Source organism: Pedobacter sp. MC2016-15 (genome assembly GCF_026239695.1).
Lineage (GTDB): Bacteria > Bacteroidota > Bacteroidia > Sphingobacteriales > Sphingobacteriaceae > Pedobacter.
This window is the reverse complement of sequence record NZ_JAPIVS010000002.1, coordinates 686,677-710,278: the sequence shown is the minus strand read 5'-3', so window position 1 is coordinate 710,278 and position 23,602 is coordinate 686,677. Positions and strand designations below refer to the sequence as shown.

Sequence of the window (23,602 nt, the reverse complement as noted above, 5' to 3'; positions counted from 1 at the left end):
ATTACTCATCCGGCTTCTTCAAACCATTCAGAGGCTAAACGCCTTTTTTACTGGTCATATTTACCTTTTTCGCTGGCTGAGCAGTTTTGCTCGGAGCTTTGGCATTTGAAGGTTTCGGCGCCGCCTTAACTTTCTTTTCTACTTTTTCCTCTACTTTGGCACCTTCAGCAGCAACTTCTGCTCCCGGAGTTTCTTCAGTAAACAAAGGAAGTTCCTTTAACAAATGGAACCAGGTAACGATTTTCTTCATGTCTGAAGTGTATACCTTTTCCTGATCATGTGCAGGGGCAACCTCAAGGAATAACTTCTTTAATGTAGCGGCATCAGCCTTTGCATCAGGAACATCTCCATTGATCGCTGCAAGATTTGCCAGAACATCAACCAGTTTCAGGTCATCATCTTCACCATAAATGGTAATGTCTTCCAGTGAAGCCAGTTTAGTGGTAGAGATATTAGCTACGATTTTAACTTTTTGAGCATCTAAGCCCTCCAGTACATACCCTGCCTTATTTTGTCCAACAAGTTTAAATAAACCTGGTCTGCCGGATATGGCTACAATTCCTCTTAAATTCATATCTTAATCTGCTAACACTTCAATACTTAAAATTCTGTCTCCTTGTCTGATATCATCAACAATGTCAACATTTTCAATCACTTTACCGAAAACAGTATGGTTTCTGTCCAGGTGAGCAGTGTTTGCTCTGCTGTGGCAAATAAAGAATTGTGATCCGCCAGTGTTTCTTCCGGCGTGAGCCATAGATAATACACCACGGTCATGGTACTGGTTTTCGCCAGACAATTCGCAATCAATTTTATAACCCGGACCACCTGTACCAGCTAAATGTGCTTTAGCAGGATCTTTAGAGTTAGGACATCCGCCCTGAACCATGAAGTTAGGGATCACACGGTGAAAAGAGATACCATCATAGAATCCTTCACCAGCTAATTTCTTGAAATTTGCAACAGTATTAGGTGCATCATTGTCATAAAACTCGACAGTCATGTCGCCTTTTTCAGTTTTTATTATCGCTTTGCTCATGTTCTTTTTTTTCTAACTGACAAATTTAGTAAATTGTAACGACTAGATGAACTAAATTCGTAATTGAATGCCTGAGGGTATTCCTCTTGCTCATCATATATCTTTGCGTACATCAATGAAACGAAGCTTCCTCACCCTCATATTGTTAGTATTTACCCTGGCATTAAAAGCCTCCTCAATCCTGATCAGCATGGATGAGGATCAAAAAAACCACCTGAAAGCCTATGGAATTGCCTATTGGAGTATCAAACAAAATGCTGAGGTAAGCTGGCTGCTCAACTACAGGGGAGGCAGCTTCATGATCCGCTATGATAAGGCTGTGGAAGATGAGTGTAAAGCACGCGGGGTATCCTATACGGTGCTGGCTGACGGTAAAGTCACGGCCATTCTGAATGAAATCAGTGATCCCGGTGTCAATATGGAAATGGTGAAACTGGAGAAAGCACCCAAAATTGCCGTGTACTCGCCAAAAAGCAAATTACCATGGGATGATGCTGTAACGATGGTGCTGACCTATGCGGAGATCCCCTACGATATCGTGTATGACGACGAAGTGTTAAAGGATAAACTGAACGGGTACGATTGGCTCCACCTGCACCATGAGGACTTTACCGGTCAGTATGGCCGTTTCTGGAGCAACTTCAGAAATGCCACCTGGTATAAGGAAGATGTAAGAACGCAGGAGGCCACAGCGAAAAGAAATGGCTTTGCCAAGGTTTCCCAAATGAAACTTGCGGTAGTGAAAAGGATGAAGGAGTTCTGTATAGGCGGTGGTTTTCTGTTTGCAATGTGCTCCGCTACTGACAGCTTTGATATTGCGCTCAGTGCTGAAGGGCTGGATATCTGCGCCAGCATGTACGACGGGGATGCTGAAGATCCTCATGCACAGTCGAAATTGAACTTCGACAGGACCTTCGCCTTTAAGGATTTCAGGCTGGACCAGAATCCCGGCAGCTATGAGTTCTCGGATGTGGATGTTACGCAAACGCGTACCTTAACCCAGCAGAATGACTACTTTACCCTGTTTGAGTTCTCTGCCAAGTCTGACCTGGTACCTACGATGCTCAGCCAGAACCACACACGTGTAATCAAGGGCTTTATGGGACAAACTACAGCTTTCAGAAAACAGCTGCTGAAACCCAGCATCACTGTTCTCGGCGAAAATAAGGGAGCATCAGAAGTACGCTACCTGCATGGGGAGATTGGCAAGGGGCAATTTACCTTTTACGGAGGACATGACCCGGAGGATTATCAGCACGCAGTGGGCGATCCGCCTACAGATTTAAACCTGCATCCTAACTCAGCGGGCTACCGCCTGATCTTAAACAATGTGCTGTTTCCCGCAGCGAAGAAAAAACCGCAGAAAACTTAATCGTAGAAATTCCAGTTTACCCCGATCTTGAACATTTTGTCGGGCATAGGATATCTGTATACCGTATAGTATCCCTGTGAGCCTATACCCTGGTTGGCATACTCGTACTTTAAGAAGATATTAGCTTTCCTCAAGCTGGCCCTGATCCAGAAATCCACTACCGGCACCGTCTGGAACTTTACACCCCTGCCAATATAAAACTGGCTGATCGCGGGGTTATATGCATAATTGGCGTACTTGGTATTGTAGCGCACATCCACTCCAAAGTTGGTCTTGAGTACTTTAAATACCGTCTGGTCGAGATAAAAACTGTTGAAGGTGTAAAACTCCGGCGTTGGCATAACGGTCTGGTTGCTGGTCTTCTGGTAAACGATGTAGCTATCCAGGTTAAAATTACCGAAGGTTACTTTTTTGCCCAGGGTGATCTTCAGGAGGTTGATGGCTCCGCCCTCTTGTGCCGGCGCAACTGCAGTAGAATCTGTGATCACGCCATCCGTCCTCGGTTGTGTGAAGTACAGATATCCATTGATACGGGTATATTCTGCCCCTGCATCCAGCCTCAGCTGGTCATTGATATATTTGAAGGAGAAGTTTGCCGTTTTAGTGCGGTCGAAATTGTTGAGCCAGTTGTAATGGTTTCCGTAATACCTGTCGTAAATCTCTGCGGGCGACTGGTTCTGCAGATACGCGCCCAAAACAATCCTGCCCACATTATTGCTCACGAGCACATTACTTTTAGCCTCATACAGGAAATCCCCGGCCTGACGACCCTGGAAGATCTGCTGCACATCAAAGTTGAGATCTACGCGGTTACTGAACCTGTAGCCTGCAGATCCCAGCAGCGTAATATTCTGAAAAGCTTTGGTGTGTTCATAAAAGTTGGTTTTATCAATACGCCCGACTACCTGTTTGTAGTTGTAAAAATCATGCCTGATCCCTGCATCGAGCTTCAGCTCATTTTTGATGATCGACTGTGATTTGCCTCTCAGGAAGAAGCTGTATATAAATTCGTTTTGGATATGTTGTACCGAAGTACTGTCATTGGTAAATGACAGGTCGTTCTCTCCTGCCGGCAGAACGGTATTTTCTGCAGAACCATAGGCTGTCTTTTGAAAAGCATAGGAATCTTTGTCGTACCTCAGACTATGCGTTATCTTGTTGGTAGGCAATACCTTTTTGGTAATCTCCTGGTCGATGCTATCAATGCGGCCTACGAAATAAGACTGCTTGATCAGGAAGGTATTTTTACGATAAATCTGGCGGGCACCTTCCAGTCTGTTCTGCTGTGCCGCCCTGTCTATAGTAGCACCGCTGTTAAAAAGGGTATCGTTTGTAATCGAACCATTTTCGTAAGCTTTCAGCGTATTGAAAATCGCATTTGCAAACAAGGTATAGCGCTTGCTTGGTGAGGTATACCAGGTGAATATTGTTCCGTTGAGCACATCCCCACGCTGACGGGCATAAGATCCGTTGGCACCGATCCTGTTATAGCTGGCCCCAATATTCCAGTTCTTTTTGATGTTCTGAGAGTGCAGCACCCTGAAGATCTGCTCTACGTCGCCACTGTACTGACCTGCATAATACAAGTTGGAGAAAGGCGTGCGCGCCTGATAATACATGATATCGTCATGGCCCTTTGCGTACCAGTCGAGCGAATGAAAGCCCGCATCAAAACCAATTCTTTTGGAAGGTTCGTAAAATAAAGACTGTGCTGCCAGCCCGATGTTTCCGGTATTGACCGTTGGTCGTCTGGGCTGTACAATGGGACTAAAGTTCTGCATGCCCCTCAAACTGGTATCAAGGGCTAAAGTCTGGATACTGTCTTTCGTCAGTTTTAATGTGGTGTAGCGGACAAACCTGGAGGTAAAGACTACCGAGTCTTTGCTGTTCTCCAGTTTATTTCTCAAAGAGTCCAATTCCTTATTTTCATTCACTGTGGTCTTCAGATCCTGGGCAATAACCTGCTGTACACCAAAGGCGAGGCAGATGAAGAAAAATAAAACAATTGTTTTGAACATTATAACTGAGAAATTAGCTGGCTTAAAATTTGGGTCATTCTTGGTTCCGCAATCCTGGCCGTTTCTATGATCTCCTCTAAACTTACGGGCTGCAGTTCCTCCGGGAAGCCCTCGTCAGTTAATACAGAAATAGCGAAAACAGGAATACTCATATGATTGGCAACAATCACTTCGGGTACGGTACTCATCCCAACAGCATCGCCGCCGATTATGCGCAGGTATTTGTATTCTGCCTTAGTTTCCAGGTTAGGGCCTGTTACAGATACATAAACCCCCTGATGGCAGGTGATTCCTTCTTCCGCAGCGATGTCCAGTGCTTTTTTGATCAGTTCCTTATGATAAGGCTGACTCATATCCGGGAACCTCGGGCCCATGTCAGGGTCGTTACTCCCGCGTAGCGGACTTTCCGGCTGCAGGTTGATATGGTCGTTGATCACCATCAGGTCGCCCTTTTTGAAGTCGGAGTTCAGCGAGCCTGCCGCATTGGATACAAACAGGTACTGTATGCCCAGGGCCTTCATAACCCTGATGGGGAAAGTGATCTGCTGCATGGAATAACCTTCATAATAATGAAGCCTGCCCTGCATGGCCACTACCTTCTTACCTTTTAAAGTTCCAAAAATCAGCTTTCCGGAATGAAATTCAAGTGTGGAGATGGGGAAGTTCGGGATATTTGAATACATCAGGCTAAACTCAACCTCTATTTCATTCACCAAACCGCCGAGTCCTGTGCCCAGTACTATTCCTATTTCCGGCTGGAAACTATCATTTTTTCTCTTTATATATTCAACGGTTTCGCGCAGTGTCTGAAACATATTTTAAAATCTTTTGATTAAAGGCCTGGGTATGGTTTTCTTCAATAATTACCTTAATAGGCAAGTAAAATACGGGCAAATTTAACAGTAATTCTTTGAATGTAACATCAAATAAACGTTGGGCATCCTTTTCTGTTGTGATGATGATCTTTTCTTTTGCAGGATGCTCTGAAAATGCCTCTGCCAGCTTCGCTATATTCTGTAAGCTGTACGAGTGGTGGTCAGGATAATCATGGTGTATGATAGCTGGTGTATACCGCCTGAGTTCATCCAGCAAAGGTTTTGGATTGGCAATTCCCGTCAGGAGGAAAACGGTTTTTCCTGCAAGAGCCTGAGCTTCCAGTTCTGCCTTGCTGAAAAGCCCGGTCAGGTTCCCATAATTTATAGCAGAGAAGTATATTTTTCCTGAGGCCCCTGAACCGAATTTTTCCGCACAGCTGGCTTTCTGCTCATCGCTCAGGGTTGCCGGGGCCTTGGTCACTAATAACAGATCTGCCCGTCGGTATCCCCAAAAGGGTTCCCTCATATTCCCTGCAGGCAAAACAAACTGTGGCTGCAGCAACTTCTGGTATTCGAAAAGCAGGATACTCAATCCCGGTTTAACACGTCTGTGCTGAAAAGCATCGTCCAGGATAACCAGGTCATGTTCGCCTTTCAATTTCTCTATACCCAGTACGCGATCTTCGCAAACAGCTACCGTAATCCCCGGAAATTTATGGTAGAACTGCAGCGGCTCATCTCCTACTGACCGTGCCGTTGCATTTTCATCAGCATATAAAAACCCCTTGGTTTCGCGGCCATAACCGCGGCTCAGGATGGCAATTTTATACTCTCCCAGCAGGTTCACGAGGTATTCTGTCACGGGGCTTTTCCCTGAACCGCCCAGCACGAGGTTGCCTACACAGATGACGGGGATATCAAACTTTCTGGATCGCAGAAGACCCCGGTCGTACAGCATATTGCGCAGTATAACTACGATACCGTACAACAAAGAAAAGGGCAGCAATAGTAACCGGAGATATTTTATCATGCTATGGCTTCAAAAATAAGAATTATTTAAGCAATGGGGCTACGCTACTAAAATTAGCTATAAGCAAATAGAAACCCTACCTTTGCAGAAAATAATAAATTTATACCATGCTCAAAGGATTTTTTAATGTACCAATACCGGTCAATGAACCAATCTTTGGTTATGCACCAGGAACTAAAGAACGCGAATTACTAGCCGCAGCTTTAACTGAGGCGCGTTCAAAAGAAGGTGATATCCCTATGTATATCGGGGGAAAACCTGTTTATACGGATACAAAAGGAAAAGTTACCCCACCGCACGATCACCAGCACATTCTAGCAAAATACAGTATAGGTAACAAAACACATGTTCAGCAGGCCATTGATGCATCTCTTGCAGCAAAAGCACAATGGGAAAACCTGGCCTGGGAACAGAGGGCATCGATCTTCCTGAAGATTGCTGATCTGATTTCCGGTCCTTACCGTTATAAGCTGAATGCAGCAACGATGCTCGGACAATCAAAAAATGCTTACCAGGCAGAAATTGATGCCGTTTGCGAACTGGTAGACTTCTTACGTTTCAACGTGAGCTATATGTCTGAAATTTATCAGCAACAACCTCCGGTTTCTCCAAAAGGGGTGTGGAACAGAGTAGAACAACGCCCGCTTGAAGGGTTTGTATTTGCACTTACGCCATTCAACTTCACGGCTATCGCAGCAAACCTTCCTACTTCAGCAGCGCTGATGGGAAATGTGGTAGTTTGGAAACCTGCTGACACGCAAATTTATGCCGCTAACTTACTGATGGAGATCTTCCGCGAAGCAGGATTACCTGATGGTGTAATCAACCTGATCTATGCCGACGGACCTGAAGTTGGAGAGGTAATTTTCAACAGTCCTGATTTTGCAGGTATCCACTTTACAGGCTCTACGGCAGTATTCCAGAACATCTGGAGAACTATCGGTACCAATATCCATAAATACAAAACCTATCCACGCATCGTGGGCGAAACTGGTGGTAAGGATTTTATCCTTGTTCACGGTTCTGCAGATGCTGAAGTATCAAGCACAGCAATTTTACGCGGTGCTTTTGAATACCAGGGACAGAAATGTTCTGCAGCATCAAGGGTTTATATTGCCAAAAGCCTGTGGCCGGCAATTAAAGAACTGATGCTTCGTGATCTGGCTACCTTCAAAATGGGCGGCACAGAGGATTTCGGTAATTTTATCAATGCGGTGATCGATGAGCGCTCATTTGATAAACTATCTAAATATATTGATCAGGCAAAAGCCGATGCAGCGGTAGAAATCATTGCCGGTGGAAACTACGATAAATCTAAAGGTTACTTTATCGAACCTACAGTTTTAGTGGTAGATGATCCAAAGTATACGACGATGTGCGAAGAGTTGTTCGGCCCTGTACTGACAATCTTTGTTTATGAAGACGATCAGTTTGAGCAGATTTTAGAAGTAATTGATACTACATCTATCTATGCTTTAACAGGTGCTGTAATTTCACAGGACCGTTATGCGATAGAACAGGCAACCATCGCGCTGCGTAATTCTGCCGGAAACTTCTATATCAATGATAAATGTACAGGTGCCGTTGTTGGCCAGCAGCCTTTTGGTGGTGCCAGAGGCTCAGGTACAAATGATAAGGCCGGTTCAATGATCAACCTGCTGCGCTGGGTATCTCCGCGTACAATCAAGGAATCATTTGATCCGCCAAAAGATTACCGCTATCCGTTTTTAGGATAACCGGAATGATAAAAAGGATGCTCCATAAGGGCATCCTTTTTTTATGTCCAAATTTTTAGCAAATTAGTGCTCTACCCGTTAATGGGGATTTCAGGCGGAAGCATTTTACCGCACATTTGCAGGAAAAACATCATGGAAGTACAATCCAATATCAAATCTACACTTCCCATTGCTGCCATCATCGTAGCTTCACTGGGATATTTTGTAGATATCTATGATCTGCTGCTTTTTAGTATTGTGCGTGTGCCCAGCCTCAGATCTTTAGGGCTCAGTCCCCAGGAAGTGACCTCCTCCGGAATTTTTTTACTGAACATACAGATGACCGGCCTCATGCTCGGTGGATTGTTCTGGGGAATTTTAGGGGATAAAAAAGGACGCCTGACCGTTCTGTTCGGCACTATATGTTTGTATTCCCTGGCCAATATCGCCAATGGATTTGTTCATTCTGTAGAAAGTTATGCCTTCTGGCGTTTTATTGCGGGATTTGGCCTTGCCGGGGAGCTTGGTGCGGGTATTACACTGGTAGCAGAGCTGATGCCTAAAGAAAAACGCGGCTATGCTACAAGCATGGTTGCAGGAGTTGGGATCTCGGGAGCTATCGTTGCATTTTATACGGCGAACTTCTTTGACTGGAGAACTTCCTTTTTTGTTGGCGGGGGACTGGGACTGATCCTTCTTGTACTGAGGATCGGTGTTTCAGAATCGTTTATGTATCACATCGCCAGGAAGGAAAACGTAGTCAGGGGAAATTTTTTCCAGCTGTTTAAGAACAGAAAAACCTTTTTAAAATACCTGCGCTGCATTGTCATAGGTTTGCCAATATGGCTGATTGCAGGTATCCTGATCACCCTCTCCCCTGAGTTCGGCAAAGCACTTGGCGTGCAGGGCACAGTGAATGCCGGTGTGGCCGTCGCCTGTTGTTACGGGGCATCGATGCTCAGCGACCTTTTCAGTGCACTGCTCAGCCAGTATCTAAAAAGCAGGATCAAAGTGGTCTGCATCTATCTTGTCATCGCTATCATCTCAATCAGTACCTTCTTTATCCTGCGGGATCTCAGCCTGCCCGCCTTTTACGGTGTTTGTCTTTTCCTCGGCTTTACCGCCGGCTACTGGGCGATGTTCATTACGATCGCTGCTGAACAATTTGGCACCAATATCCGCGCTACCGTAACTACTACTGCCACCAATTTTGTAAGGGGTGCACTGGTCCCGATCTCGCTGCTGCTGCAATATCTGCGTGGCATCTTTAACGGGTCCATTATCACTGCAGGGATCATTGTATCTGTCCTGGTGCTGGCAGTTGCCTTCCTGGCACTGAGCCAGATGGAAGAAACTTTTTCAAAGGATCTCGATTACAGCGAGGAGTAAATCATTTTTTGTTGATATCCTGTATAATCTGATCGGTTAACCTGGGCACAAAGTAATACTTTTTGATATTCTCAAGGGTCACCAGAATTCCTTTGGTGTAAGCATGGCGCTGGAAGTTGAAAATCGTTTCCAGCACATCGGGGTCTATATAGCGGGAGTTACTGCCATCGATGATGACATTGGTTTCCTTTGGAATATTGTTAAGTACGACCTGTATTGCTGCTTTGTTGAGAAATGAAACCTCTTCTGCCAGTTTAATCCTGAGGTTCTTTTTGTTACCCTCTTCCTGTATCCTGTAAAAAAAGGGGTTGCGCATATTGATCCTGAGCAGGTAAAAGATAGATAACACCATACCTATGGCTACGCCTTTTAGAAGATCTGTCAGCAGTATGGCGACAATGGTGACCACGAAGGGCACAAACTGATCCCAGCCTTTGGCAAACATCTGCCTGAAGAGACTGATCCTGGTCAGCCTGTACCCTGTTACAAGCAGGATTGCAGCCAGGCAGGAAAGCGGGATCTTGTTGATCAGTGCGGGGATAAACAGCAGGGCAACCAATAACCAGCAGCCGTGGAAGATCGCCGACATCTTTGTCCTTGCCCCGGAGTTAACGTTTGCTGAGCTGCGCACGATCACGGAGGTCATGGGTAAACCTCCCAGCATTCCGCTGCAGATATTCCCGATACCCTGTGCAAGGAGCTCGCGGTTGGTGGGAGATACTCTTTTGATCGGATCGATCTTATCAATGGCCTCCAGGCTGAGCAGTGTTTCCAGGCTGGCAACTATAGCGATAGTTGCAGCGACGGTCCACATCTCCCTGCTGTTAATGGCGCTAAAATCAGGATGGATGAACAGTCCGAGGAAGCCCTCCCAACCTTTCACTACGGGAATCTTGACCATCTGCTCTGCCCGTAGCGCATATGCCGTCTGATTTAACATTAACCCTAAAACTACGCCTGTCACCACTACAATCAGCGGTGCAGGTATACCGCTGGGCATTCTTACCCTTGTACCATAGACCAATATGGCGATAGAGAGTGTACTGATGATCAGTGCTGCAGGGTTAAACTGGCTGAAAGCTTCTCCCAGGGCGGCGTACGCTCCACGGTGGTCATTCCTGAAGACACTCTCATCCAGGAAATCCAGGTCTATCCCCAGAGCATGGGGAAGCTGTTTCAGGATCAGGATCAGTCCGATGGCAGCCAGCATGCCCTCAATGACACTTGAAGGAAAGTAGTTACCGATCGTACCGGCCTTGATCAGTCCGAGGATAATTTGCAGGCATCCCGCCAGGACTACCGCCAGCAGGAAAACAGGATACTTTTCGAGTTGTGTGATAGCCCCAAGTACGATCACGGTCAGCCCCGCTGCCGGCCCGCTTACGCTCAGCTGTGAGCCGCTCAGGGATCCCACGACAATGCCGGCTATTACGCCGGTAAGCACGCCCGCAAAGAGTGGAGCGCCGGAAGCCAGCGCAATGCCCAGACACAGTGGCAGGGCGACGAAAAAAACGACTAAACTCGACGGTAAGTCGCGCTTCAGATTCTTCTTCGAGATGTACTTTTTTACATCCCATTTCTGAAAGACAAATGTTCTGCTCTCCATAACATGATGATTTATTCAAAACCAAATCTATTTCCCCGATCTCTTGCAAATCCCGCACCTGCGATTCTATTGTCCTGAGAAATTATTGCATCATGTTATAAATGGGTCTTTTGGCGCTTAAATCTAAGTGTTCTAACAATAATTTTTCAGTATCGCGTAACAATTACCTGACAATAAATGTACTTTTGCAATCTAAACAAACCGATGAAAAAAGCTTATTTTCTCTTACTTTTATTTATTCCCGCAATATCTTTTAGTCAAAGTAACAATGCGCCCTCATCGTATGATCCTCATGATATCAAGATCACCGGCTATCTGCAGACGCAGTTTCAAAAGGCGCAGTCCCCGGGTATCTCTTCATTTTCAGGTGGCAATTTTGATGAAAACTCTGACAACAGGTTTATGATCCGCAGGGGCAGGTTAAAGATCGACCGGGTGGATAAATATTCAAGTATAGTATTTCAGCTGGATGCTACCCAGAATGGCGTAAACCTGATGGATGCCTTTATTCAGCTGCAGCAGCCTGATCACAACGAACTGCGTTTAACAGCAGGGCTTTTTAACAGGCCCTTCGGTTATTCTATCGTTTACTCTTCAGGTTACCGTGACTTCCCGGAGCGCGCCAGGGTGTTTCAGACGCTGATGCCGAGAGAACGTGATATTGGGGCTATGGTAAGTTATCAACCGCTGAAGTTTATCACTGCAGAACTGGCGCTCATCAATGGAAGTGGTTTGTATGCCAGGGATTATGACTCTAAAAAGGATATCGTAGGAAACCTGATCTTCAAATTTGATAGTCTGGCCAACAAAAAGCTGCTGGTCGACTTTGGGGCTTCGATCTACAAAGGTTCAGTCAGGAATGACACTGAAAGCTTCTTCACACCAGGTGCCAATGGTTTTATCAAAAATACCAGTACGCTAAATGAAGGTGCAAATCTCAAAAGAAATTATTACGGTGGAAACATACAGATGGAATACCGCCACCGCGCGGGCAACACGACATTAAAAGCCGAATATATTACGGGTACCCAGCCCGGCGTAGCTGCTTCAACCTCGGTGACAGGCCCTGTAGCAAGCCAGAGTTTTACTGAACAACCTGCAACAGACCTCTATCTTCGGGATTTCACCGGATATTATATCCTCTTTACGCAGCAGATCGCTAAAACGAAGTTAAATGCCATAGTGGGTTATGATGTCTATGATCCCAATAACAAAGTTGATGATAGTGAGATTGGTACTGATAACAATACCTCGGCAGGTGATATCAAATTCAGCACCCTCGGCTATGGCCTTACCTACCTCTTTAACACACGGGTAAAAGTAACTGCCTATAACGAGAGGGTAATCAATTCACCTACACAACTGGCTGACTACCGGAATGACATCAGGGATGATGTATTTACTTTGCGTCTACAATATCGCTGGTAATTGATACATTTATACAAACTATTCCTATGGATAATAAAATCTCATTACTACAGGACAAAATAAAAGAAGCCCATTTGGGTGGTGGCGCCGCAAGGATAGAAAGCCAGCACAGCAAAGGTAAATTGACCGCCAGGGAAAGAATCCACTTCCTGCTGGATGAGGGTTCTTTTGAAGAGATAGGCATGCTGGTGACTCACCGGAGTACCGATTTTGGTATGGAAACGGAAAAATATCCGGGGGATGGTGTGGTTACGGGGTATGGAAATATCAACGGTCGACTGGTATATGTTTTCTCACAGGACTTTACTGTTTTCGGCGGATCACTTTCCGAAACCCACGCAGAAAAGATCTGTAAGATCATGGATCTTGCTCTCCAGAACGGAGCGCCCCTGATCGGTCTGAATGACAGTGGTGGTGCACGCATCCAGGAAGGTGTGGTATCGCTGGGTGGCTACGCTGATATCTTTTACAGGAATGTGCAGGCGTCAGGGGTAATCCCGCAGTTGTCGGCCATCATGGGACCATGTGCCGGAGGAGCAGTTTATTCGCCAGCCATCACAGATTTTATCCTGATGGTGGAGCATACTTCGTACATGTTTGTAACGGGCCCAAGTGTGGTGAAAACCGTCACCCATGAGGAAGTAAGCTCCGAAGAACTTGGCGGGGCATTTACGCATGCTACAAAATCTGGTGTCACACATTTCGCCTGTGCCAATGAGCTGGAAGCCATCAACCATGTGAAACGCTTACTGAGTTTCATGCCCCAGAACTGCGAAGAAAGACCTGCAGCTTTGGCCTACGACTCCAGTCAGGATGAAAACAGACCGCTGCTGGACCAGGTGATCCCTGAAAACGCTAACCAGCCTTATGACGTGAGGACTGTGATCGAACAGCTGGGTGATGAGGACAGTTTCCTGGAGGTACATAAAGATTATGCAGAAAATATTGTAGTTGGCTTTGCACGCCTGGCCGGCCGCAGCATCGGCATTGTGGCCAACCAGCCTGCCTACCTGGCAGGGGTGCTGGACATCAATGCTTCTACTAAAGCTGCGCGCTTTGTGCGTTTCTGCGACTGCTTTAATATCCCGCTGCTGGTGCTGGAGGATGTTCCGGGTTTCCTGCCGGGAACGGATCAGGAATGGCAGGGTATCATCACCAATGGGGCAAAATTGCTGTACGCCTTTAGTGAAGCTACTGTTCCACGGATCACCGTAATCCTCAGAAAAGCCTATGGTGGCGCCTATGATGTGATGAACTCCAAACATATCGGTGCAGATATGAACTACGCCTGGCCTTCGGCAGAAATTGCTGTGATGGGCGCTAAGGGTGCTGCAGAGATTATCTTTAAAAAGGAAATCAGCACTGCTGCCAATCCTGCAGAAAAACTGCTGGAAAAAGAGCAACTCTACGCGGGTATCTTCGCCAATCCCTACAGAGCTGCAGAGCGTGGCTTTGTGGATGAAGTAATTAGACCATCAGAAACACGGGTAAAGCTGATTAAGGCATTCAGGATGCTCGAAAACAAAGTTGTAAATAATCCCCGCAAGAAACACGGCAACATTCCTTTGTAAATAAAGCAAACATGTTGTGATGCTTAGGGCCATCTTTATATATTTGTTTTTTTTATAAATATATAAAGATGGCTAAAAAGAAAGATGACCAGCAGAAACACGTATCTGTCGTAAATAAGAAATCATTAGAATTTTTTGAAGAATATATAAATAACCCATCCCCTACGGGCTTTGAATATCCTGGCCAGAAACTTTGGCTGGATTACCTTAAACCGTATATCGATGATAGCTTTATTGATAACTACGGCACAGCAGTTGGCGTAATCAATCCAAAAGCAGAATATAAGGTAGTGATTGAGGCTCATGCCGATGAAATCTCCTGGTTTGTAAACTATATCACCAGTGATGGCCTGATCTATGTGATCAGAAATGGGGGTTCAGATCACCAGATCGCTCCTTCGAAAAGAGTAAACATCCATACTGAAAAAGGATTGGTAAAGGCAGTTTTCGGATGGCCGGCAATTCATACCCGCGGTGCCGGAGAAAAAGAAGAAGCTCCTGCATTAAAAAATATCTTCCTGGATTGCGGATGTACCAGCAAAGATGAAGTGGAAGCATTAGGCGTACACGTGGGCTGTGTGATCACTTACGAAGATGAGTTTATGGTGCTTAACGACCGCTATTATGTTGGCCGCGCACTGGACAACCGTGCCGGAGGGTTCATGATCGCTGAAGTAGCGCGTCTGTTAAAGGAGAACATGCAAAAACTTCCATTCGGACTGTACATTGTAAACTCCGTACAGGAAGAAATAGGTTTGAGAGGTGCTGAAATGATTGCACACAGGATTAAACCTGATGTGGCCATCATCACAGATGTAACGCATGATACTTCTACACCGATGATCAACAAGATCACTCAGGGTGACCTGGCCTGCGGTCGCGGTCCGGTGGTATCTTATGCACCTGCAGTACAAACCAACCTGAATAAATTACTGATAGAAACAGCGCAGAAAAACAATATCCCATTCCAGCGCCAGGCATCTTCACGTTCTACAGGAACTGATACTGATGCTTTCGCTTATTCCAACGGCGGTGTTCCTTCAGCACTGATCTCTCTGCCGCTGCGCTACATGCACACTACGGTTGAGATGATTCATAAAGAAGATGTAGACAATGTGATCAGCCTGATCTATCACTCCCTGCTGAATATCAAAAAAGACCACGATTTTAAATACAACAAATAAGATTACATCTGAGCCTTAGATTAACCAAATTAAAAATGAAACCTACTTTATTAATTCTCGCTGCTGGCATGGCAAGTCGCTATGGCAGTATGAAACAAATTGATGGCTTCGGACCCAACGAGGAAACAATCATCGAATATTCAATTTACGATGCCATCAAAGCCGGCTTTGGCAAGGTAGTATTCATTATCAAAGAAGAGTTTGAAGATAACTTCAGAGCGCTGTTCGACCCTAAACTAAAGGGCAAAATTGAAACAGCGTATGTGTTCCAGAATTTCGATCTGAAGCAGTATGGACTTGATGTAGAAATAGAAAGAGCCAAGCCATGGGGAACGGGGCATGCTATTCTTGCTGCCAGACATGTGATTAATGAGCCTTTCTGTGTGATCAATGCCGATGACTTCTACGGACTGGACTCTTTTCAGAAAATGGTAAGTTTCCTTACTGAAGAGGTGACCGGCAGCAACTATTCGATGATCGGGTACGAGATCGCCAAAACTTTGTCGGACTTCGGCTCTGTATCCCGCGGAGTATGTAAGGTTAGCCATGATGGCTATCTCGAAGAGATCATTGAAAGAACTAAAGTATTGCGCGAAGGGGAAGCGATAGTGTATGAAGAAGAGGGTAAGCAATATCCTTTACCGCTGGAAACGCGAGTTTCTATGAACTTCTGGGGCTTTACGCCCGAGGTATTTAAACTGGCAGAGGAACTGTTCAGGGAATTTGCGCTGACACATCAGGAAGACCCTAAATCCGAATTCTTCATTCCTATCATTGTAGAAACTTTGCTGAATTCAGAAAAAGCAGACTTCAAGGTTGTGCCTACTGACAGCAAATGGTTTGGTGTCACTTATAAAGAGGACAAACCAGTGGTGAAAGAAAGTATAGATGAGCTCATCAAAGAAGGTGCTTATCCAGAAAATCTTTGGGCTTAACCTGGCGCTAAACATCGTATTCAACAGGAGGCCAGATAGGTCTCCTGTTTTTATTTAAGCTCGTTTAAACACATGCTAAATGCTTTAAGCTATCGCGCAAATATTTAAGGGCTGCAGTAATTTGATTCTCAACAGTCCTTTTTGATATCCCCAGTCGCAGCGCGATCTCCTGATTGGAAAGCTGTTCCATCCTGCTCATGCAAAATATCTCCTGACAACGTTTGGGAAGGTTCCCCAGAAAACCAAAAATCTCTTGTTGCAATTCCTGTTGTTCAATTTTATGCTCGCCAAGATTATTTTCCGAAGCATGATAGAGCACCATACTATCATCGGTATAGACCAATGGCAGCTTTGCAGCACGCATCCTGTTGTAGATCTGATACCTGATCGCGGTAAGCATATAACCGGAAAATGTTAGGATATATAAATCGCCACGCCTGCCCCATATATTCAGGAATACATCGTGCACAACTTCTTCGCTGCTCTCTTTGTCCTTCAGATATTGATATGCTGTCTTATACAACGGTATCCAATATCTTTTGAAGAGCTCATTAAAAGCTGCTTCATCGTCCTTTCGGATAGAGGACCATAACTCATGGTCACTGATTTGTGTTTGAAACATATTTGGTTAATAGTACCTTAATAACGCTCAAAAGAGTCAAAGGTTTATATTTCCATGCGTTTTTTTTATCTCTGAGGAAATTGGAGGGCTTTTCAGGCTCTGACAGAGGGATATGCCAGATTAAAAAGAAAATAAAAATTTTATAAATGTATGTGTGTGCTCCTGTAATTTCTACACTTAAGCATTGTAACCATAATATAAACCTTCATGATAAGCAGGGAAGAATTCCTCAATCTATACGAAAAACACTTAGCAGGATTATGTTCTGAAACAGAACACGAGCTTTTATTCTCTTATACAGATGATCTGAAACTATCAGATGATATGTGGACAGATCCGACTTCTACAGCGGATGAAATCTATAACCGTATCCGGGAGAAATTACACCAGAGCCGGCATTCGCAGCTCCTTTCCAAAAAAAACCAATCAAAAAACTGGCTTACAGCAGCGGCAGTAATCTTTTTTACTGCAGCACTGCATACGCTGCAACAGCCGCTCAATTAAATGCAAATAAACTCGACAAATAGCCTATAACAAACAACTAAAACAATTTATCTAACACAAGTAATTATGAATGATCGCTACCATAGCATTCAAATGAGATGCTTCAAAAGTTCCAGACTGCGAAGACTTGCAGGACTAACATTCCTCTTTATCTTCAGTACCTTGTTCCAGGTACAGGCAGCCAATCCTCTGCATCCAATGACATCGCATGAGGGAAACATCATCTTAACTTCGAAGCTCCAGCAGCAACAGGTTAAAGGACAGGTAAAAGATGACACAGGACAACCTCTGCCTGGTGTGAGTGTCAAAATCAAAAACGCACAGGGAGGTACCACCACTGATGCCTCCGGTAATTTTGCCCTCGCCGTACCGGATCTGAACATCACCCTGGTATTTACGAGTATCGGATTTACTACACAGGAGGTTGCCCTCGCTGGTAAATCCACACTGAATGTAGATATGAAAGGTGAGTCTAAGACCCTCAACTCAGTAGTTGTGGTAGGTTACGGCTCCAGCCGCAAGTCAGATCTGACAGGTTCCGTAGTAGCCGTAAAAGCTGAATCTCTGGCTCAAAGGCCTTCTACCAACGTAGAGCAGCAGCTCTCAGGTAAAGTATCAGGGGTAAACGTTTCTACCAATTCAGGACGTCCGGGTGGAAATACCAACATCGTCATCAGGGGTGCCAACTCGGTTAACTCCAGCAATAACCCGCTGTACGTAGTAGATGGTGTGGTGCTGAGTAATGGGGTTACGGATGTCAGCCCGATCAGTTACCTGAATCCAAATGATATCGAATCAATGAACGTGCTGAAAGATGCATCGGCAACTGCCATCTATGGTGCCCGTGGTGCCAATGGTGTAATTTTGATCACCACTAAACGCGGTCAGCAGGGCGGACAAATCAATTACAACAGCTACGTAAGTATCAGCACCATGGCCCGCAAGCTGGATGTGCTCAACTCAGCTGAGTTTGATGCCGTTCAGGACGCTTCATACCGCAATGCAGAAAAATATGATCCTGTAGGCTTTGCAAGTGGCAAATACAGAAATCCTGCAGAGGTCAGAAGAAGCCTGCCGGAACTATATGATGCCAATGGAAAAGCAAGGTACGATACAGACTGGCAGAAAGAAGCGACACGTCAGGCTTTCAGCCAGAACCAGAATCTGTCATTTACAGGTGGTAATGCAGAAAGTACCTATGGTCTCTTCCTAAACTATGCCGATGAAAACGGTATCCTGAGGGAGTCTAACCTGAAAAGATATTCAGGACGTTTTGTAATGGACAGCCAGATTAAACCATGGATGAAGGTTGGTGGAGCCTTAACATTCAACAGTGTTGAAGACAACAGGGTTGATGGTGGTCAGGGTGGATTGAACGTAACACGGATGCTGGTAGAGACGCTTCCGATCATTCCATTGAAGTTTGCTGATGGCTCATGGGGCTCAAATGCCGCTTACCCGGATATGGAAGGTGGTGAAAACCCGGTTAACCTTCAGCAAAACCGCAGAAATATCTTTAAAACACAAAGTGCCATCGGGAACGTCTATGCAGAAGTTAAACTGCTGAAAGACCTGCAGTTCAAAAGTACACTCGGTGTCAATGTGATCAACCAGACTGAGGATTTCTATTCAGGAAGGTTCCTGAGACAACAGAGTGCCGACGTACAGGGTGAGTCGCGCATTACAAATACCCGCACCAATTACTGGCAGTCGGAAAACTATTTCACGTACAACAAACAGATCAACGAGAATCACCGCTTAGATGCGGTATTGGGTATCAGCTGGCAGCATAGTGATCAGGAAGAAAATATGGCCGGAGCTCAGGGCTTTACGGACGACTTCTACAAATACTATAACCTGGGCGTTGGAGCGGTACCGCTGGCACCAACATCAGCCTACGAAAAATATACTTTCAACTCTTACTTTGGCCGTATCAACTACACGATCAAAGACAGGTATATGTTTACGGTTACTAACCGCTACGATGGTTCCTCACGTTTTGGTAACGACTTCAAATATGGTAATTTCCCTTCCGGTGCATTTGCATGGCGCGCCTCTGAAGAGGATTTCCTGAAAAACAGCCGCGTGATCTCCAACCTGAAATTACGTACAAGTTATGGTCTGACGGGTAACTCAGAAATCGGACAATACCGCTCGCTGTCGAGCCTGGAGAACAGTACTGCCATCATCGGAGGTGTGCGTGCTTCAGGGATAGGTATCAACACGCTGGCCAACCCGGATCTTAAATGGGAAAAAACAAGTCAGTTTGACGTAGGTTTTGAACTGGGATTATTCCAGAACCGTATCTCCATCGAAAGTGATTTCTATTACAAGAAAACAACAGATATGTTGCTGAATGCTCCTGTACCTACTTCAAGTGGTTATGCCAGCATTTACAAAAACATTGGTAGCTTAACAAACAAGGGTATTGAGTTTTCGATTACTTCAGCTAATATCCAGTCGAAGGACTTTAACTGGAGTACAACGTTTAATATTGCCATCAACGACAGTAAAATCAAAGCACTGGGTGATGCCAACGATGATATCTTCCCTAATCCTTACTTCCTGTCCAACACCAACATCATCCGTGTAGGAGAATCCGTAGGATCATTCTTCGGTCTGATCAGAGAAGGTACATGGGGTACAGCAGAAGCTGCGCAGGCTGCAACATTTAATGCTAAACCGGGTGACATTAAACACAGGGACGTAAATGGCGACGGGGCAATCAATGATGCCGACCGCGTGGTCATCGGAAAAGGTATCCCGACAGGTTATGGTACGCTTTCCAACACTTTCAAATACAAAAACCTGGACCTTACAGTTGATTTACAATACTCGTATGGTAACGATATCCTGAACCTCTCGCGTCACTCTGCTGAAGACCGTACGGGACAGGCCAACAGTTACGCCACTGTACTGAACGGATGGACACCTACCAATCAGAATACAATGATCGCAGAAAACAGGCCTTCATTAGCAGGATACAGCACCACAGTAGACAGCCGCATGGTTGAAGACGGATCTTACATCCGTGGAAGAAATCTGCTCCTTGGTTATAACTTCCCTGCTGCAGTAACTAAAAAATTAAAAATGAACAATCTCAGGGTATATGCTTCTGTGCAAAACTTCTTCCTGATCACCAAGTATACTGGCTATGATCCGGAGGTAACTACTTACGCGGACAACTTTGCACAAGGTATCACCTTCTTTGATTATCCAAAACCAAGAGTATTCTTGCTCGGTGTTAACGTAACCCTATAACCTGTTCATTTAAATCTAAAAAACATGAAATATCAATCTAAATATAATCCACTGTTTATCCTTTTGATTCTGGTGCTTCCCGGCGTGTTTACGGGATGTAAGAAATATCTCGATGAGGATAACCGTTCCAATTATACACAGGAAAATTTCTTCCAGACAGCTGATCAGGCGCAGGCCTCTATCAATAATTTATATGCGAGCCTCCGTACCATTACTGATGGTACAGGTACCTATGGAGAAAGTCCTTACATGATGCTGGAGTTCCCTACAGGGATCGCTTCTACAGAAGTAGGTCAGAGTCAGTTTAACAATACCCTCCGCACGCTCTCTGCCAATGCAGACAACAATTACTTTTACGTATGGTGGGCCAACTCCTACAATGCTATAGCCAACGCAAACCTGGCCATCGAACGTATCCCTGGTATTAACATGGATGAGGCACAGAAAAAACGTATGCTCGGTGAAGCCGCTTTCTTCAGGGCTTTCTACTACTTTCACCTGGTAAGGATTTATGGAGATGTTCCGCTGCTGCTGAAATCAGTAAATGCTTCTTCTCCTGAACTGTATCCTGAAAGATCATCACAGGCGAGTGTTTACGACGCGATTGTGGCAGACTTACTGACAGCAGAAGCTGCTGGCTTACCTACGGCCGACGTAACCGGAAGATTAAATGTGGGTGCCGTGAAGTCATTACTGGCAAGTGTTTACCTTACCATGGCCGGATATCCGCTGGAGAAAAAGGAGAACTATCAGAAGGCTGCGGATAAAGCAAACGAGGTGATTAACTCGGGTTCTTACCGCCTGTTCGCTACTTACCCGGAATTGCGTAATAAAGCAAACAAAAATCTGGGCGAGTTTATCTTCCAGAATCAGTATCAGGTGGGTATCAACACGACGAGTGTTACCCAGGCTTTCCTGCCAAGATCAAGAAAAATCACAAAATTCTCTGACGAAGTGGGAGCTGTAACGCCGGCACCTGAGTTCTATAATTCTTATGAAACAGGTGATTTGCGTACTAAAGAACAGCAGTATTATTACTCAAGTTATGTAAGCGTGCTGACAGGTCAGCCGGTAAACTTTGGAGGTCAGTATATCTTCAAGTTTTTTGATAACGAAGCTGCCACTACTGCGCAGAGCGATTTAAACTGGACCTTCCTACGCTATCCTGAGGTGCTCCTGATTTATGCAGAAGCATCAAATGAAGTAGGTGGCCCAACACCAGCGGCATTTAATGCAGTAAACCTGATCAGAACACGTGCACAACTGCCAGCACTGACAGGCCTTTCTCAAAGTGCTTTCCGCGAAGCGATCTGGCGTGAAAAATACCATGAACTGGCTTATGAAAATAAAGTATGGTTTGATATGGTACGTACAAGAAAGGTGTATAACCTTGCAAATGGCGGGTTTAATGACTTTGTAGGTCATGCCTTCCCTGGCGGACAGGTGCTGACTGCAAAATATCTGCTCTTTGGTATCCCTACAAGGGAAATCAACAACAACAAAAAACTCAGTCAGAATCCAGGCTGGTAAAACAAAAAAAGAGGGCAACCATTACAGTTGCCCTCTTTTTTTATCAGTACTAATTTCCTATTGAGGATTTTGAGTTACAACTCCGTTTGAGTTGATAATCTCATCCTGTGGAATCAGCAACTGCCATCTGATATCATTTGCAGGAACAGAAAGCAGACCACTTGCAAATGTTGCATTGTGATTCGCACCTGTTCTGTCCAGTGCAGAGTTTGTACGTTTAAGATCGTAAAAACGGAAGCCTTCACCCCACAGTTCCACACGTCTCTGGTTCATGATTTCAGTGATCAGCGCAGCACCAGTTCTTGTTGATAATACATAGCTAGGATCCCTGTTTACCGCCAGTGGCTGTAAGGCAGCAGCAGCAGCAGCGTTATTTCCGCTTCTGGCCAATGCTTCAGCTTCGATAAGATACATTTCTGCAGCTCTCATGTATGGAACATCACCCACACTTGAGTTCACATCTGCAACCTTGAATTTTCTGCTCATATATGCAAATCTCACCGACGTTGTAGTAGGCAGTACAAAATCAGCAGTATTTCGTCCTGTTGGATCCCAAACACGCTTACGCACATCCGTAGCAGATATAGTGTTATACAAAGCCGAGTTGATAGATTTCTGACTTACACGGTTAACTGTTGAGTTGTAGTTTGCACCCATGTTCGCGAAAAACGAATAGAAATAATTGGTCTGATCCGTTTGTATTCTCGAACCCCACATCCACTCTGAGTTTTCATAATTGTTGAATCCATTCAGATATTCAGGGCTAGTCTGGCTACTATTGTTCATCAACGCAAAACCAGTACGGGCTGCTTTTGCAGATTCAGCTGCTACTGTCCAGTTCTGTTGCGTTAATGCAATACGTGCCTTTATACCCTGTGCAACATTCACATTAAAGTTTGATTTGTTTGTGCGGCTATAACCTGCCAGGTTAACAATCGCTGCATCAATATCGGTATTTATCTGTGCATAAACCTCAGCAACTGTACTTCTTGGTGTAGCAGTTGTTGTTGGTGCAATAACGAGTGGCACTGCCAGTGAGCTATTTGTTCCACCAGCCACATAACGCTGCCCGAATAACTGTACCATCTGGAAATATGCCCATGCACGGTAAGTTAAGGCCTGACCTTTGATCGCTTTCTTGTCAGCATCTGTCCCTGTCGCCGCGTCTACATTAGCAATGATGTTGTTGGCATTACCAATAATATTGAAATAGAACTGGTAGTGGTACAGGTTGCTGGAAGAACTTGGGTTGGTATGTGCCAGCCATCTGTAATCACTCAATAACCATGTACTTGAAACACTATTAAATACCACGTCATCAGCAAGAATATCCATATACAACATATTGCCACTCTGTCCTCCCTGTACCTGAGTCCCCAGAGTCTGAGAATACATCATACGATGGATACCATTTACAGCAGCAGTTAAATTGGCGGTATTGCCTAAAGCTAATTCAGTTGATACCGACTCTGTGGGTGTTGTATCCAGGTAATCCTTCTTACAAGAAGCAAGGGTTGCCATAAACACAAGCCCTAATATTGCCTTATTATATTTTATTTTCATGTCTTTTATATTCAATGTTT

The 23,602-nt window shown here is 45.0% G+C and carries 18 protein-coding genes; 10 read left to right on the top strand and 8 right to left on the bottom strand.

Annotated elements, in window-relative coordinates:
- Positions 1 to 34: 34 nt before the first annotated feature.
- Positions 35 to 574, bottom strand: a complete 540-nt coding sequence (locus tag OQY15_RS07875; RefSeq protein ID WP_265789861.1) for a DUF5606 domain-containing protein — start codon at positions 572 to 574, stop codon at positions 35 to 37.
- A gap of 3 nt (positions 575 to 577) precedes the next feature.
- Positions 578 to 1,039: a peptidylprolyl isomerase gene (locus OQY15_RS07870; protein ID WP_265789859.1), complete on the bottom strand. Its 462-nt coding sequence runs from the start codon at positions 1,037 to 1,039 to the stop codon at positions 578 to 580.
- Positions 1,040 to 1,154: 115 nt separating this feature from the next.
- Here OQY15_RS07870 and OQY15_RS07865 point away from each other — a divergent pair, with 115 nt between their 5' ends.
- On the top strand, positions 1,155 to 2,411 hold the full coding sequence (locus tag OQY15_RS07865; protein WP_265789857.1) for an asparagine synthetase B: 1,257 nt from the start codon (positions 1,155 to 1,157) through the stop codon (positions 2,409 to 2,411).
- Here the strand turns inward: OQY15_RS07865 and OQY15_RS07860 are convergent.
- From OQY15_RS07860 to lpxK, 3 genes are read right to left on the bottom strand one after another with little or no spacing between them, the layout of a single operon-like run.
- Positions 2,408 to 4,429, bottom strand: coding sequence for a putative porin (locus tag OQY15_RS07860; RefSeq protein WP_265789855.1), 2,022 nt, complete (start codon positions 4,427 to 4,429; stop codon positions 2,408 to 2,410). The genes OQY15_RS07865 and OQY15_RS07860 overlap by 4 nt on opposite strands.
- The gene (locus OQY15_RS07855; protein WP_265789853.1) at positions 4,429 to 5,244 is read right to left on the bottom strand and encodes a purine-nucleoside phosphorylase; all 816 of its coding nucleotides are present in this window, start codon (positions 5,242 to 5,244) and stop codon (positions 4,429 to 4,431) included. The genes OQY15_RS07860 and OQY15_RS07855 overlap by 1 nt, the downstream gene beginning before the upstream one ends.
- On the bottom strand, positions 5,216 to 6,274 hold the full coding sequence (gene lpxK, locus OQY15_RS07850; RefSeq protein ID WP_265789851.1) for a tetraacyldisaccharide 4'-kinase: 1,059 nt from the start codon (positions 6,272 to 6,274) through the stop codon (positions 5,216 to 5,218). Before lpxK ends, OQY15_RS07855 begins: the two co-directional genes overlap by 29 nt.
- Before the next feature lie 107 nt (positions 6,275 to 6,381).
- Between lpxK and pruA the strand changes: the two genes are divergently transcribed.
- Together pruA and OQY15_RS07840 are read left to right on the top strand one after the other, a co-directional pair.
- Positions 6,382 to 8,010, top strand: coding sequence for an L-glutamate gamma-semialdehyde dehydrogenase (pruA, locus tag OQY15_RS07845; RefSeq protein WP_265789849.1), 1,629 nt, complete (start codon positions 6,382 to 6,384; stop codon positions 8,008 to 8,010).
- Positions 8,011 to 8,142: 132 nt separating this feature from the next.
- Positions 8,143 to 9,378 (top strand): MFS transporter, encoded by a 1,236-nt coding sequence (locus OQY15_RS07840; protein ID WP_265789847.1) that lies wholly within the window; start codon positions 8,143 to 8,145, stop codon positions 9,376 to 9,378.
- A 1-nt stretch (position 9,379) separates the two neighbouring features.
- Here OQY15_RS07840 and OQY15_RS07835 read toward each other — a convergent pair whose 3' ends face one another.
- Positions 9,380 to 10,984, bottom strand: coding sequence for a SulP family inorganic anion transporter (locus OQY15_RS07835; RefSeq protein WP_265789845.1), 1,605 nt, complete (start codon positions 10,982 to 10,984; stop codon positions 9,380 to 9,382).
- 204 nt (positions 10,985 to 11,188) lie between these two features.
- On the opposite strand from OQY15_RS07835, the gene OQY15_RS07830 reads away from it, so the two are divergent.
- The 4 genes from OQY15_RS07830 to OQY15_RS07815 all read left to right on the top strand — a co-directional run bounded on the left by OQY15_RS07830 (position 11,189) and on the right by OQY15_RS07815 (position 16,102).
- A complete protein-coding gene (locus OQY15_RS07830; protein WP_265789843.1) occupies positions 11,189 to 12,412 on the top strand; it encodes a porin in 1,224 nt (407 codons plus the stop codon).
- Positions 12,413 to 12,438: 26 nt separating this feature from the next.
- Positions 12,439 to 13,983 carry an acyl-CoA carboxylase subunit beta gene (locus tag OQY15_RS07825; RefSeq protein ID WP_265789840.1) on the top strand — a complete coding sequence of 515 codons (1,545 nt, stop codon included), beginning with the start codon at positions 12,439 to 12,441 and terminating at the stop codon, positions 13,981 to 13,983.
- 68 nt (positions 13,984 to 14,051) lie between these two features.
- On the top strand, positions 14,052 to 15,167 hold the full coding sequence (locus OQY15_RS07820; protein WP_265789834.1) for a M42 family metallopeptidase: 1,116 nt from the start codon (positions 14,052 to 14,054) through the stop codon (positions 15,165 to 15,167).
- Between the two features lie 35 nt (positions 15,168 to 15,202).
- Positions 15,203 to 16,102, top strand: a complete 900-nt coding sequence (locus OQY15_RS07815; RefSeq protein ID WP_265789832.1) for a sugar phosphate nucleotidyltransferase — start codon at positions 15,203 to 15,205, stop codon at positions 16,100 to 16,102.
- Between the two features lie 64 nt (positions 16,103 to 16,166).
- On the opposite strand, the gene OQY15_RS07810 is transcribed toward OQY15_RS07815, so the two are convergent.
- On the bottom strand, positions 16,167 to 16,724 hold the full coding sequence (locus OQY15_RS07810; RefSeq protein ID WP_265789829.1) for an RNA polymerase sigma-70 factor: 558 nt from the start codon (positions 16,722 to 16,724) through the stop codon (positions 16,167 to 16,169).
- Positions 16,725 to 16,931: 207 nt separating this feature from the next.
- Here OQY15_RS07810 and OQY15_RS07805 point away from each other — a divergent pair, with 207 nt between their 5' ends.
- The 3 genes from OQY15_RS07805 (at position 16,932) to OQY15_RS07795 (ending at position 22,019) form a co-directional block, all read left to right on the top strand.
- Positions 16,932 to 17,228, top strand: coding sequence for a hypothetical protein (locus OQY15_RS07805; RefSeq protein WP_265789827.1), 297 nt, complete (start codon positions 16,932 to 16,934; stop codon positions 17,226 to 17,228).
- A 93-nt stretch (positions 17,229 to 17,321) separates the two neighbouring features.
- Complete coding sequence (locus tag OQY15_RS07800) at positions 17,322 to 20,489, top strand: TonB-dependent receptor (protein ID WP_265789825.1); 3,168 nt, start codon at positions 17,322 to 17,324, stop codon at positions 20,487 to 20,489.
- Between the two features lie 24 nt (positions 20,490 to 20,513).
- Complete coding sequence (locus tag OQY15_RS07795; RefSeq protein ID WP_265789823.1) at positions 20,514 to 22,019, top strand: RagB/SusD family nutrient uptake outer membrane protein; 1,506 nt, start codon at positions 20,514 to 20,516, stop codon at positions 22,017 to 22,019.
- A 57-nt stretch (positions 22,020 to 22,076) separates the two neighbouring features.
- On the opposite strand, the gene OQY15_RS07790 is transcribed toward OQY15_RS07795, so the two are convergent.
- On the bottom strand, positions 22,077 to 23,582 hold the full coding sequence (locus OQY15_RS07790) for a RagB/SusD family nutrient uptake outer membrane protein (protein WP_265789821.1): 1,506 nt from the start codon (positions 23,580 to 23,582) through the stop codon (positions 22,077 to 22,079).
- Between the last annotated feature and the right edge of the window lie 20 nt (positions 23,583 to 23,602).

Coding starts and splice junctions, on each gene's coding strand:
- OQY15_RS07860 (WP_265789855.1), bottom strand. CDS start 4,429: ATGTTCAAAACAATTGTTTTATTTTTCTTCATCTGCCTCGCCTTTGGT.
- OQY15_RS07790 (WP_265789821.1), bottom strand. CDS start 23,582: ATGAAAATAAAATATAATAAGGCAATATTAGGGCTTGTGTTTATGGCA.
- OQY15_RS07805 (WP_265789827.1), top strand. CDS start 16,932: ATGATAAGCAGGGAAGAATTCCTCAATCTATACGAAAAACACTTAGCA.
- OQY15_RS07840 (WP_265789847.1), top strand. CDS start 8,143: ATGGAAGTACAATCCAATATCAAATCTACACTTCCCATTGCTGCCATC.
- lpxK (WP_265789851.1), bottom strand. CDS start 6,274: ATGATAAAATATCTCCGGTTACTATTGCTGCCCTTTTCTTTGTTGTAC.
- OQY15_RS07825 (WP_265789840.1), top strand. CDS start 12,439: ATGGATAATAAAATCTCATTACTACAGGACAAAATAAAAGAAGCCCAT.
- OQY15_RS07800 (WP_265789825.1), top strand. CDS start 17,322: ATGAGATGCTTCAAAAGTTCCAGACTGCGAAGACTTGCAGGACTAACA.
- OQY15_RS07855 (WP_265789853.1), bottom strand. CDS start 5,244: ATGTTTCAGACACTGCGCGAAACCGTTGAATATATAAAGAGAAAAAAT.
- OQY15_RS07870 (WP_265789859.1), bottom strand. CDS start 1,039: ATGAGCAAAGCGATAATAAAAACTGAAAAAGGCGACATGACTGTCGAG.
- OQY15_RS07795 (WP_265789823.1), top strand. CDS start 20,514: ATGAAATATCAATCTAAATATAATCCACTGTTTATCCTTTTGATTCTG.
- OQY15_RS07875 (WP_265789861.1), bottom strand. CDS start 574: ATGAATTTAAGAGGAATTGTAGCCATATCCGGCAGACCAGGTTTATTT.
- OQY15_RS07810 (WP_265789829.1), bottom strand. CDS start 16,724: ATGTTTCAAACACAAATCAGTGACCATGAGTTATGGTCCTCTATCCGA.
- OQY15_RS07865 (WP_265789857.1), top strand. CDS start 1,155: ATGAAACGAAGCTTCCTCACCCTCATATTGTTAGTATTTACCCTGGCA.
- OQY15_RS07815 (WP_265789832.1), top strand. CDS start 15,203: ATGAAACCTACTTTATTAATTCTCGCTGCTGGCATGGCAAGTCGCTAT.
- pruA (WP_265789849.1), top strand. CDS start 6,382: ATGCTCAAAGGATTTTTTAATGTACCAATACCGGTCAATGAACCAATC.
- OQY15_RS07830 (WP_265789843.1), top strand. CDS start 11,189: ATGAAAAAAGCTTATTTTCTCTTACTTTTATTTATTCCCGCAATATCT.
- OQY15_RS07835 (WP_265789845.1), bottom strand. CDS start 10,984: ATGGAGAGCAGAACATTTGTCTTTCAGAAATGGGATGTAAAAAAGTAC.
- OQY15_RS07820 (WP_265789834.1), top strand. CDS start 14,052: ATGGCTAAAAAGAAAGATGACCAGCAGAAACACGTATCTGTCGTAAAT.